The organism is Paenibacillus sp. FSL H8-0457, assembly GCF_038051935.1.
Classification (GTDB): Bacteria; Bacillota; Bacilli; order Paenibacillales; family Paenibacillaceae; genus Paenibacillus_AQ; species Paenibacillus_AQ lautus_A.
The window spans coordinates 1060001-1072781 of record NZ_CP150293.1 but is presented as its reverse complement, the minus strand read 5'-3'; the positions used below and the strand labels follow the sequence as shown (position 1 = coordinate 1072781).

9 protein-coding genes and 2 rRNA genes (1 of these 11 only partly in view) are annotated in these 12781 nt (G+C 52.8%); 1 reads left to right on the top strand and 10 read right to left on the bottom strand.

All coding sequences use genetic code 11. From position 1 onward, the window contains the following. Positions 1-73: 73 nt before the first annotated feature. Positions 74-1027 (top strand): WYL domain-containing protein, encoded by a 954-nt coding sequence (locus MHI43_RS04645; protein ID WP_036661981.1) that lies wholly within the window; start codon positions 74-76, stop codon positions 1025-1027. Between the two features lie 84 nt (positions 1028-1111). On the opposite strand, the gene MHI43_RS04640 is transcribed toward MHI43_RS04645, so the two are convergent. From MHI43_RS04640 to MHI43_RS04595, 10 genes are all read right to left on the bottom strand, one after another. Further along, positions 1112-2083, bottom strand: a complete 972-nt coding sequence (locus MHI43_RS04640; RefSeq protein WP_036661983.1) for a ring-cleaving dioxygenase — start codon at positions 2081-2083, stop codon at positions 1112-1114. Positions 2084-2387: 304 nt separating this feature from the next. Then, on the bottom strand, positions 2388-3986 hold the full coding sequence (locus tag MHI43_RS04635) for a response regulator (protein WP_036661985.1): 1599 nt from the start codon (positions 3984-3986) through the stop codon (positions 2388-2390). Between the two features lie 22 nt (positions 3987-4008). Then, positions 4009-5352, bottom strand: coding sequence for an extracellular solute-binding protein (locus tag MHI43_RS04630; protein WP_036661987.1), 1344 nt, complete (start codon positions 5350-5352; stop codon positions 4009-4011). A 16-nt stretch (positions 5353-5368) separates the two neighbouring features. Continuing rightward, entirely contained in the window at positions 5369-7093 is a 1725-nt protein-coding gene (locus MHI43_RS04625) for a sensor histidine kinase (RefSeq protein ID WP_036661988.1), read from the bottom strand. A 79-nt stretch (positions 7094-7172) separates the two neighbouring features. After that, the gene (locus tag MHI43_RS04620) at positions 7173-8036 is read right to left on the bottom strand and encodes a carbohydrate ABC transporter permease (protein ID WP_036661989.1); all 864 of its coding nucleotides are present in this window, start codon (positions 8034-8036) and stop codon (positions 7173-7175) included. After that, entirely contained in the window at positions 8033-8989 is a 957-nt protein-coding gene (locus MHI43_RS04615; RefSeq protein WP_009592284.1) for a sugar ABC transporter permease, read from the bottom strand. The genes MHI43_RS04620 and MHI43_RS04615 overlap by 4 nt, the downstream gene beginning before the upstream one ends. A gap of 120 nt (positions 8990-9109) precedes the next feature. Continuing rightward, positions 9110-10462, bottom strand: coding sequence for an extracellular solute-binding protein (locus MHI43_RS04610; RefSeq protein ID WP_012819067.1), 1353 nt, complete (start codon positions 10460-10462; stop codon positions 9110-9112). Positions 10463-10647: 185 nt separating this feature from the next. Further along, entirely contained in the window at positions 10648-11628 is a 981-nt protein-coding gene (locus tag MHI43_RS04605; protein WP_200868611.1) for a ketoacyl-ACP synthase III, read from the bottom strand. A gap of 314 nt (positions 11629-11942) precedes the next feature. Then, positions 11943-12059: ribosomal RNA gene (gene rrf, locus MHI43_RS04600) — 5S ribosomal RNA — on the bottom strand. Between the two features lie 149 nt (positions 12060-12208). After that, positions 12209-12781: ribosomal RNA gene (locus tag MHI43_RS04595) — 23S ribosomal RNA — on the bottom strand; it runs 2354 nt beyond the window's last position.

Below are 12781 nucleotides of genomic sequence, written 5' to 3'. Positions count from 1 at the left end.
TATATGACATCCGTTGTCTTATATCCATGCTACAATACAATTAACTTCTATAGATACAGAGAGGTGACATAACTTGAGGGCGGATCGTCTATTATCCATTATGCTGATGCTTCAGAACGGGGGGAAGAAGAACACCCGTTATCTGGCGGAGCAGCTTGAGGTATCGGAGCGAACGATTATACGCGATATGGAAAGCTTGAGCTCGGCGGGCATCCCCGTGTATGCGGAAAGAGGATCCCAGGGCGGGTGGGTGCTGGAGGAGAGCTATCGAACGAACCTGACCGGCATGAAGCCGGACGAGATCATCTCCCTGCTGGTTTCCAGCCACAGCCCGCTGATCGGGGATTTGGGGATCCGTAAACAGTTTGATGCTGCCTATCAAAAATTATTGGCTTCCTCCCCGCGCTCCATTCGGCAGGATGCCGAAATCATTCGGGAGAAGATCCATATCGATGGCGCAGGCTGGCACTCCTACCGCGAATCGCATCCGTATCTTACGGTTTTGCAGGAGGCGCTGTGGTTGGATCGCATCATGGATATCCAATACATGAAGGGAGAGGAACGAGTCGAAAGAAGGATTCATCCGCTCGGGCTGGTTGCCAAACGGAGCACCTGGTATGTGGTGGCCGAATCCCAAGGCGAGCTGCGAACCTATCGCGTATCGAGAATCGTGGATGCCGTCATGTCCGAGGATACATTCCAGCGTCCGGCCGGTTTTAATCTAGCCGAGTATTGGGAGGAGTCGCTGGCACGGTTCATGCAAAATCTCCCGCAGTATCCCGCACAGGTTCGCATGACCGTCGATCTGATCAAACGCTTTGAGCGGGAGCGGTACGTAAAAATACTCCGATGCGATACGGATAACCAGCACGACGGGTGGATAACGGCCGATTTGGAGTTCAACACCCTGGAATCGGCTTCGGCATTTCTTCTAAGCTGCGGTGCGGAAATCGAGGTGATGGCTCCCCAAGAGCTTAGGGAGCATGTCAGCATGGCGGCAAATGCCATATCGCGGCTATATGAATAGATCAAAGTAAAACACCGGGCAATCGCCCCAAAAACAGAGGATTACCCGGTGTCGTGTGTATTGCCTGCGCGATGTGCGCCATCTTCATTGAATCGTATGGAGAGGCTTCAGGCTGGCTTCGATCTGTTCCCGCTTCGGCTCCAGAAACGGCGGCAGCGCAAGGGACTCGCCGAGATGGTCGATATGCTCATCCGTGTCAAAGCCCGGACCATCGGTAGCTACCTCGAACAAAATACCGTTAGGCTCCCGGAAATACAAGGAACGGAAGTAGAAGCGATCGACAAATCCCGAATTCGAAAAGCCCACATCGCCGATCCGGTCAATCCAGGACCGAAGCTCTTCCTCGTCCTCGACGCGGAATGCAACGTGATGAACGCCGCCGCGGCCAAGCCGCTCCTGCGGAAGATCCGTTCGTTCCTCCACGTGCACTTCCGCTCCCGTACCGCCTTCTCCCGTCTCGAAGACCAGGATATCCGGCTGCCCGTCCACTGGCGAAGCATAGTGCCCTTTGTAGCGGAAGCCCATCAGCTCCGTCAATACCTTCACGGTCTGCACGGGATTAGGCACGGTCAGCTGCACCGGGCCTAAACCGATGATGGCGTATTCCGCCGGAACCGGCCCCTTTTCCCATGGAACGCCGCCTGGAACTCCCTCGTTATGTTCATCCGAAACGAGAATGATGCGCTGGCCCTCGAAATCCCTGAAGAGAAGGGTCAATCGGCCCGCACGTTCCTTGATCTCCTCGCGTTCTACGCCGTGCTCGTCCAGCCGCCGGGTCCAATATTCCAAGGCGCGGTCGTTCGGCACGCGCAGGGATGTCGCCGATATGCTGTTGTTTCCCTCACGGGTCCGGCCGGCCATCGGAATTTCGAAGAAGGTAAGCTCCGTGCCGGGATTTCCTTTTTCATCGCCGTAAAACAGATGGTACACCGACACATCGTCCTGGTTCACCGTTTTCTTGACCAATCGCATGCCCAGAACCTTTGTATAAAATTCGAAGTTCCGCGAAGCCGCAGCCGTTAAGGCGGATACGTGATGAATTCCTTTAAACTTCATGACTTCAACCTCCATTTATCGTTTTTTTCGTTATTAATAGCATGTTAACCATCTTCAATATTCATATTTGCCGTCTGATTCGGGAGCAGCTTCGTTCTTCGCTGGCTTCTTTACGTTTGCTTAATCTCAGTTTAGTATTTAAACCTTAAATCGTCAAGTCTTAATATTAAGATATTTAAAATAAAAATAACAGAACTCCTTTTCCCCGATCGAACCCGGAAAAATGATCTGTTATTCATTCCCTCCTATGTTAAACCCTATCCGCAAAATATCCGATTTCGATATCATGGGATCAAGGTTCATTCTATGTCTTGGAGACCGCCTCTTCCCGATACTCGGATGGCGTTTTCCCCGTGATTTTCTTAAATACCTGGGTGAAATATCGCGGATCCTGATATCCTACCAGCGGCGCTACCTGGTACACCTTCACGTCCGTATTCAGCAGAATGCTCTTGGCCTTCTCGATCCGGCACTCCGTTAGGTACTCCAGAAACGTATAGCCCGTCGTTCCCTTAAACAGCGTGCAGAAATGACTGATGCTTAAGTCCGCCAGCTCCGAAACCTCTTCGATGGTCAGATCCTTCTGGTAATTCTCCGCGATATACTCCTTGGCTTTGCCCATCACGGCTTGAACATTGTCTTTGGCCTGCCCGGACCGGCTTTCGGCAATCCACTTGCTAAAGTGGCTCTTGATGACGTCCATCAGCTGCTGAAGCGTGCCGGATGCATGAAGCTCCTGCAGCAGTTCCTCCAGCGACCACTCAAACAGCACCTTCATATGCTCAAACTGCCGATACAGCACGACGCTCATCTCCAGCAGCACCCGCTCGGTCATCTCCCTGCTGAACGCATGCTCCTCGATATAAGCCTTGGTTTCGTCAAAAAGCTCCAAAAGCCGCTCCTTATGAAGCGTGCGGATGCTTTCCACCATGAGCGACTCGAGATGCTTCGGATACTTCGCTTCGCTGGCCGTTTCCAGCACCGAATCGGGCGTCCCGAGAAACACGCCCTCTTCCCCGGAATAAAACCGCTGGTACAATGCGCGCACGGCCGTCTCGTAAGCCGTTCCCAGTCGGTCGATCCCGGCCATGCTGGGACTGAAGCCGACCGAGCAGGAAAGCTTCGTGTTCCGCTTGATCAATTGCACCAGATCCCGGCCGATATCCTCCTGCCGCTCCTTCGTCAGGTTCGGAAACAGCAGCACCCATTCCCCGCTGCGGAAAGGAAATACCGTCAGCCCGCCATGCTGCAAGGACCACTCCTCGAGGACGTTCCGTACGGCAAACAGCCACAGGCGCTTCTCGTCCATGCTCCACAGCTCGTTAAGCCGCAAATATTGATCCAATTGAATGACGGCCATCGTGTATCCATGCTCCAGCTCGCTGTCCTCCAGCCACTGCATATGCTGCAGGGGACTACGGTTCCCTTCGATGAATTCGGTCAGCATCCGCTCCCGGGCGAGCAGCGACAGAACCTTGATCGAGTGGAGCATCTGGTCATCCGCAATCTGCTTCTCCAGGGTTCTGGCCGCCCTGGCAATCGTTTCGGTCAGTTCATCGTGGTCGATCGGCTTCAGCAAATAATCGAAAGCCCCTTCGCGCAGCGCTTCCCTCGCGTATTCGAATTCGCCGTACCCGCTGATGAAAATAATGATTCGCCTTGCCTGATCCGCCTTCAGTTCCTTCATGAGCGTAATGCCGTCCATCCCCGGCATCCGAATATCGCTGATAATGATATGCGGCGATACTTCGCGCGCCAGCTTCAATGCGCCGTCTCCGCTCTTGGCCTCCCCAACGACCTCCAGATCGAGCTCATCCCATGGAATAGCCGCCTTCAGGCTGCGCAGAATGATCGGCTCATCATCGACCAGCATGACTCTGAATTTGCCTTCCGATCCGCCCATGACGTTCCCCCCTGTCTCCTGTTTACTCTGCTGCCGTATTCCGCCTAAGCTTCCAATACCTTACCGAGGACTTCTGAATTTGCTCCAATGCGCCGGCAGCATCGATCCGTCCTCCAATCATATCCTCGATCACCTTAAGGAACGAACTGTTCACCTCGGGTGATAACGTGTTGTCGTAAGGCAGAAAGGTGCTCGCGGATTCCTCCATCAATTCCGTGACTTGGGCAAAAACCGGCCCGGTTTTCTTCGAATCATAGTCAATCTTCATCGAAGGGACGCGCAGCCCTTCATACACCAGCCGAGTCTGCACCTCCGTGGTATAGAACATGCCCAGCAGCTCCAGAGCCGATTGCTTTTTCGTTTCATCCAAGTCCGATGACAGCCCGATGCCGATCGTATATCCCCCTGCCAAGGAGCGTTCTTCGCCGGGAAAAAGCGACGGAAAGGGAATGACGCCGATCTCATTCTGAAAATCCGGGTAATCCTCATTCTGCAGCAGCGTGATATCCCAGCTGCCGTTCATATACATCGCCGCTTTTCCTTCCGTGAACTGGGCAATCGCTTCTTCCGTGGAAAGATCGTTTGCGTTCGGACTGAACGCCCCTTCTTCGATCCACAGCTCCAAGTGCTCAAACGCCTCCAAATACGACTCTTGCACAAAGCTGGCCTGATCATCGCCTTCAACCAGGCGGTCAATCAGTTCCGGCCCGGCGTAGCGATCCATGAAATAATGGGCAAAAATTCCCGCCGGCCACCTGTCTTCGTTGCCGACCGCAAAGGGGATGATGTCGTTCTCCCGAAGGACACGAATAGCTTCGTCCATCTCTCCCAGCGTCTTTGGAGGTTCCAGCTTCAGCTGCCGGAATAAAGCTCGGTTATAATAGATCGGCTCTGCGTGTCCCTCGAAGGGCAGGCCATAGATCCGGTCCTCGAAGGTCCAATGGTGCAGATCCTTGAACTGCTCCTTCAATCCGGTATCCTGCAAAAAATCCGTTAAATCCATCAACCGGTTGGATCTGGCATAAGGCACGATCTCGGCCCCTCCGAACAAAACAAACATATCCGGCGGCGTGCCGGTCACCATCTCGCTCTTCAGCTTTTGTTCCCGGTGAATCGTCTGATCGATGCTCTCGAAGTTCACCTTTACGTTTGGATGCGCTTTCTCATAAGTGCGGACGATGCTCTCGAATACGGCCAGCACCGGCTTGTCATGCTCTTTGTTCCAGAAATGCCGGAACGTTAGCGTGATTTTCTCGGGCTGTTCCTCCTGGGCCGGTCCCTGATTCTGTACCGTCACCCACACGACAGACAGCGCCAACAGAGCGGCATATCCGACGATCCAGCCCCAATTCCAAAACCATCTCACCCTGCAGCCCCCCCTGTCATGTCAGTATTTTCGGTATTCGAATTCGTATCAAGGAGCCGTAACCCGGGGAGGAACAGATCATCAGGCCGTAACGGCTGCCAAACCGGATCCGCAGCCTTTCATGGACATTCTTCAATCCGACCCCGTTCTCGCGGTACTTTTTGAGCTGTCCCGGATCCGAATTCCACAGCTTCATCAGCGTTTCCGGATCGAAGCCCGGACCGTTGTCCTCCACGTCAATCACGATATCCTCGCCGTTCTCGGACACCCGGATGGAGATGAGTCCGCTCTCCTCCATCGGCTCGATCCCGTGATATAAAGCGTTCTCAACAATCGGCTGAACGATCAGCTTTTGCGTAACGTAGTGCCTCAGTTCATTCGGAAGCTCAATGCCGTAATCGAATTTTTCCTCGAACCTGAATTTCTGTATCCGCATGTAATGCTGGACATGCTCCAGCTCCATGCTGAGGGGGATAAGCTCATGATGCTCGCTGATGCTGATACGCAGCAGCTTTCCAAGCGAAACTACCATCTTGCTGATATCCTTATTGCCCTGAAGCACGGCCATCGAATTGATCGATTCCAGTGAATTATAGATGAAGTGCGGATTGATCTGAGCGACCAGCGCCTGCAGCTCCGCTTCCTTTTTTCGTGCTTGCTCCGTCTCGACCTGCCCAATCAGCTCCTGGATCTGGGTGCTCATCCGGTTAAAGCCGTCGATTAACAAATCCGTCTCGTCCTCCGCCACGTTATGCGACGGGATCGGAACGAAGATGCCCTGCTTGACGCGCTTCATCCCGTTCACCGCGCTAATGATGCTGCGCACCATTCTGCGCACAAAAAAACGGTCGAACAGGAACGCCGACACGAGCGAGATCAGTCCCAGGATCAAGGCCAGGTTGCGAATCGGGACCGATTCGGCCGAAATCAGTTTGCTTGGCGTGATGGCGACCAGAAACCAATCTTTATTATGGGAAGGTGAATATGTGATCAGCGATTTTTCGCCTGCATATTGATCGATGTAGTAGCCTTTTCCATTCGTCTTATAACTATCCGAGAGAAACGGGAATTCCGTCCGCTCCCCGATATGCCCGCCTGACTTGCTGAACACGATGTGCCCCTGCTGGTTGACCAGCAAAATATCTCCCTGCTTCAGCGTTGCCGCCTCCCAGAACACCTGATCCAGGAGATCCGGCTTCACGTAGATCACCACGGTTCCGATATCCTCCAGCGAGTAATAGTCCTTGATGACCCTGGATTGAATCAAAACGGGAGCGCCGTCAGCCGCGGAGCCGTTCTCGCCGGGTCCGACCCATACGGGACGCCCCTCCGCCTTCTCCACCGCTTCATACCATGCCTGCTGCCTCAGTTCCTGAAGCTCCATTCCGCCATTCGTGTTATACATCAACCGGTCATTCGAATAAAAAGCAAACGACGCAATCATCGGATGATTGATCAGATTGTTGATCTCCTGCCGCCGTTCATAGGTAACCGCGTATTCCGGCTGTTTCAGCATCTGCTGAACCGATTGCTGGGTAATCGCCGAGTTCGAAATCGTCGTGATTTCGTTCAAGGCGAACTTCAGTTTCCGATCCGTTTCCAGGAGCGAAATCCAGTAGAAATCATTCGACTTCTTCTCCATCGCTTCCGAAAAGCTGTAATAGGATACCCCGCCCAGCGCGATGACCGGAATGAAGACCAGAAGAATAATAGCCAGCAATATCTTTCGGCGGAGTTTCATGGATCCTTCCTCCCTCCACTCTACTATGTCTATTATTCTTCATGACAGGCCGCATTCCTTGTCGACTTCACCTTGCTTGTTAACTTTTTATGGCGCCTGATGTCAATCCGGCGATCACCCATCGGCTGAACAACAGAAATACGATGAGAAGCGGCAGCGTCGCCGTGAAGGTGGCCGACATGATCATGCCGAAATCAAGGCCGTCCTTATTGGTGAACAATTGCTGCAGCGCAATTTGAATGGTGTAATTCTCCCTGTTTTTCAATACGACGAGCGGCCAGAAGAAATCGTTCCACACGTTCATGAAGTTCAGAATCCCGAGCGTGGCCATCGCCGGGGTAACAACGGGAATGGCAATGTTCCAGAAGATCCGGAAATGTCCGCCGCCGTCGATCCGCCCCGCTTCGATGAGCTCGGTATGAACGGCAGAGGCGATGTACTGCCGCATCCAGAAGATGCCGAAGGCATTGACCATGGCCGGCACGATCAGCGCTTTGTAGCTGTCGATCCAGTGCAGCTTGGCCATGATGACGTATTGTGGAAGCACGCCCAGCTGGGCAGGCACCAGCATCGTGGCAATGACAAAAACAAACAGCGTCTTTTTCAGAGGAAACTCATACTTGGCAAAAGCATAACCCGCCAGCGTGCAGAGGAACACAACGGACAAGGTCACGGCCGTAGACACCACCACCGAGTTCAACAAGGCCCTGAAAAAATCCGTCCGCTCCAGCACGCGCGCGAAGTTATCGAAAAACTGCGTGCCGGGCGTAAGCAGCGGCGGAATGTGAAATGCCGCATCCTTGTCATTGGTAGCCACGACGAACATCCAGTAGAACGGGAAGACCGAGACCAGCGCGCCAAGGACCATGAAAAGATAGAAAAAGAATTTCGCGACAACACCGGGTTCATCCGGCTTTTTTCGGCTTATGGCGACTGTGCTCATGCTTTTTTACCTCCCGAATCTTTGCCTTCGCGGCCCAATATCATATTTAATACCGAGAACAGAATGGTGGCGATGAATAAGAGAACCGCCGTTGCCGCAGCCGTACCGAAGAATCCGTTCTTAAATGCTTCGTTATACAAATAGGTGACCATCGTGACCCCTTCCTGACGCGTAGAACCCGTGCCGGACTGACCGAGGAATACATAAGGCTCCGTAAACAATTGGAGCGCGCCGATCGTCGATACCAAGGTGACGAACAGAATGAATGGGCGAAGAAGCGGCAGCGTGATATAGAGCAGCTGCTGGCCTCGGGTGGCCCCGTCGATTTTGGCCGCTTCATAAATATCGGTCGGAATGCTCTGCAGCCCCGACAGAAAAATAATGGCGTTATAGCCCATCCACCGCCACATGACCATGGACGATATTGCGATTTTGACTCCCCACCAGCCGGAGTTGAACGGCACGCTTTCCGCACCAAAGGTGTTCAGCAGCCAGTTGACCATCCCGTTGTTTCCGAACATCGTACTGAACACCAGCGTCACCGCAACGATGGAGGTGATGTTCGGCATGAAATACAGGATGCGGAACGTGTTCTTGAATCTGTTCAAGGCCGAGTTGAGCATAACCGCAACAAATAATGCCACAATCAGCTGCGGCACGGTTCCCATCAGAGCCATTATGAGCGTGTTGCTAAATGCGATCCAGAAGGTCGGGTCGCTTGTAATAAGCTCGTAATTCTTGAAGCCGACGTATTTCATCGGTCCGAGCGCATCCCATTTGAAGAAGGACAAATAGATGGTAAACAGGATCGGATACAGACCGAAGATTGCGAACAATATAAAGAATGGCGATATAAACGTATAAGCCGTAAACCGGCTTCGCACGGTCTCCGTCAACAAGCGCCGCCTTTGCGGCACCGGCTGCGGCGATTCTGCCGTTGCTGTGTCAGCCATGATGCACCTCCAGGTAGGTAAGGATAAATCCGAACCCGCGCGAAGGGCGCTTTATCCCTTCTCGGGTTCGGACGGTTATTGGATATGAACGGGCTAGCTGGAATGATCCGTCTGTTTAAGCTAGCTGCGATCGACCAGCGTCTTGATTTGCTTCATTGCGCTTTCCCATTCTTTTTGCGGGTCGGCCTTTTTCTCCAGCACGTTTTTGAGCGCGTTTTTGATGATCGTGTCGGTCTGGTCATGAAGCGGTCCGTAGTAAACCGGCTTGATGCGTTCCGCCGATTTGGCATACGCTTCGGAAATGACCTGGCCGCCGAAGAATTCGTCCTTCTCTTCCGTGAACGAAGGCTCGCTGTACACCGCCGGGATGGACGGGAACAAACCGCTGTCCTTAAACGATTTCAGCTGATTCTCCTTGTTCAGCACCCACGAGATGAATTCGTAAGCTTCCTTCGAATGCTTGCCTTCCTTCGGCAGGGTCAGGAACGAACCGCCCCAGTTGCCTGCTCCTTCAGGAAGCTGGGCAATCTGCCATTTGCCTGAAGTGTCTTTCGCATTGCGGATGGTACCGGCAATCCAAGCCGGGCCGAGCATGACGCCGAAGTCGCCGTCATTGATCGCTTTTTGCCATTCAGGAGACCATAGAATCCAGTTGCCGATCCAGCCTTCCTGAATTCCTTTTACCGTAAAGTCGTAAGCTTTTCTCACTTGCGGGTTCGTATCTCCGATAAAAGAGCCGTCCTCTTTGTTGAAGTAGATTTGATCCGGGGATTGGTCACGCACCCCGTTGTAGACCAGGTCCGTCAAATCGGCGAAAGGCTTTCCTGTTTTGCTTGTGAAATCCTTGGCCACGCTGGCGAATTTGTCCCATGAATCGATCGCAGCGCTGAAGCCGTCCGGATCGGTTGGCAGTCCTGCTTGCTCTGCCAGATCCGTACGGTAATAGACGACCGTAGGGCCGATGTCTGTTGGCAGCCCGAGTTGGAAGGTGCCGTCAACCGATGTGGCCTGCTTCCATTTCCACTCCAGGTAGTTGCCCTCTAAGTCTTTGGCGCCGAGGTCGTACAGGTTATAGAACTTATCCTGGTTATTAATGAAGCGCTCCATGAAGGCAATTTCCAGCTGGAAAATGTCGGGTGCGCCAGAGCCCGCGGACAACGCCGTCGTCAGATTGTTGTGGTGCGCCGTTTGGTCCGACGTATTCTGGAATTTGAACGTGATGTTTGGATGCTCTTTCGTATATTCCTTCGCTAGATCTTCATAGTTGGTCGTTCCGAGCGACCAGAAGGAGAGCTCGATTTTCTCTGTGGATTCGGTTCCTTCTTTCGTATTGTCCGTCCCTTCATTGCTGCTGCCTCCCCCCGGAGATTCAGCCGTACTGCTTCCGTTCCCGCCACCGCCTCCACATGCGGCCAGCGTGAATACCATGATGACACTCAGGAGCAGCAAGCTCCATGATTTAAACCTTTTCATTCTTCTACCCCTCTTCCATGGAACGTATTTTTCTTCTTTAGTCTAATGAAAGCGGAGCCAAATTTTGAGGAGGCAAACTTTCGAATTTGAGTTGAATATATTACGATTCACGTACATCTCGAAAAATCGCAGCACTAAAAAACCGCATATCGATTATCGATAGCGGTTTAAATAGCTTAGATTTGTCATATCGTCCATTTGACGATGGAACCCGCGTAGGTCATGCCTCCGCCGAATCCGTAGAGCAGTGCGTGGTCTCCCGCTTTCAGGCGCCCTTCGTCGACGGCCAGCTGAAGCGCAAGCGGAATGGAAGCTGCCGACGTATTCCCCCGGTACTCGACGCTGGTCAAGGTGCGGTCCATTGTAAACGGCCCCCGCTCGTTAATCGCCTCGATCATGCGGAGATTGGCGCTATGCGGAACAAACCAATCGACTTCGTCCGCGGTCATGCCCCCTTTGGACAAAAGGGCCCGGACGCCGTCCGGAATGTTCCGAATGGCCCACTTATAAATCTCGCGGCCATTTTGGACAAGGCATCCGCTCTTTAATTCCGTACCGTCCATTTGCTCGGAGAGCGCGGTTTTATACAGATGAATGCCGCCTTCGCCAAAAGTGCCCGAGACGGAAGCGATGATCCCAGCCGAAGACTCGTCTCTCTCCAACAATACGGCACCTGCGCCATCCCCAAACAATACGCATGTCGTTCGGTCGGTGTAATCCGTAATCTTCGATAACGTTTCCGCGCCGATAACCAGAATTTTACGGTAGGCTCCCCCGGATATCAATCCGTCAGCCATCTGCAGCGCATATACGAATCCCGCACAGGCGGCATTCAGATCCATCGCACCCGTGCTTGCGATGCCCAGCTTTGATTGCACTCGGGAAGCGGTACTGGGAAAAGAGTACTCCGGCGTGCTCGTGGCCACAAGAATCATATCTGCATCCTGCACGGTAACGCCATACCGTTCAACCATATCCTCCACAGCTTTAATGGCAAGATCGGACACGTACTGATCGGGAGCCGCAATCCGGCGTTCCCGCATGCCTGTTCGCTGGACGATCCACTCATCGCTCGTTTCCACCATCTTCTCTAAATCCGCATTCGTTAAGATCCGTTCAGGAACGTACGTCCCGATTGCCGTTATTCTCGACTTCGATTGGCTCATCATTCCCACCTCCAATTTTATAACCATTATAACACCAAGTATTAGGACTTGGTACTAATTTATTTTTATATATGATTATTACAGCCTTCACCATCTTCGCCCCCATCTAAACACGTGGTCCCTCTTACATGAAAAAACCTTTATCGCTGAAGCGATAAAGGTTCTCTAATTAGAATCAGAAACAGACTTCCTCACCAATCGACATGGAATATATCTGGATGTGGGGATCCCGCAATTTTACTTTCTAATGATTCATGATTGTATAACAAAAAAGACCGCTATCGATTACTCGATAACGGTCTTTATGGTTGTTCGCTTGGCGACGTCCTACTCTCCCGGGACCCTTCGGTCCAAGTACCATCGGCGCTGGAAGGCTTAACGGTCGTGTTCGGTATGGGAACGCGTGGAACCCTTCCGCCATCGCCACCAAACGGTTCAGATGCTTGATCACCTGAAAACTAGATACGAAACGATATTTGCAGCACATTAGAATCCGTAGCATTCACCCGATGTGGTATCGGGGTCCCCAGAAAGTATTCGGCGTTGCTACAAAAGCTTCGCTTCACTTTTTGGGGTGTTTTTGGATAAGCCCTCGACCGATTAGTATTGGTCAGCTCCATGCATTGCTGCACTTCCACCTCCAACCTATCTACCTCGTCGTCTTCAAGGGGTCTTACGAATTGGGAAATCTCATCTTGAGGGGGGCTTCACGCTTAGATGCTTTCAGCGCTTATCCCGTCCGTACGTAGCTACCCAGCCATGCTCCTGGCGGAACAACTGGTGCACCAGCGGTACGTCCATCCCGGTCCTCTCGTACTAAGGACAGCTCCTCTCAAATTTCCTACGCCCACGACAGATAGGGACCGAACTGTCTCACGACGTTCTGAACCCAGCTCGCGTACCGCTTTAATGGGCGAACAGCCCAACCCTTGGGACCTACTTCAGCCCCAGGATGCGATGAGCCGACATCGAGGTGCCAAACCTCCCCGTCGATGTGGACTCTTGGGGGAGATAAGCCTGTTATCCCCAGGGTAGCTTTTATCCGTTGAGCGATGGCCCTTCCATGCGGTACCACCGGATCACTAAGCCCGACTTTCGTCCCTGCTCGACTTGTAGGTCTCGCAGTCAAGCTCCCTTATGCCTTTGCACTCTT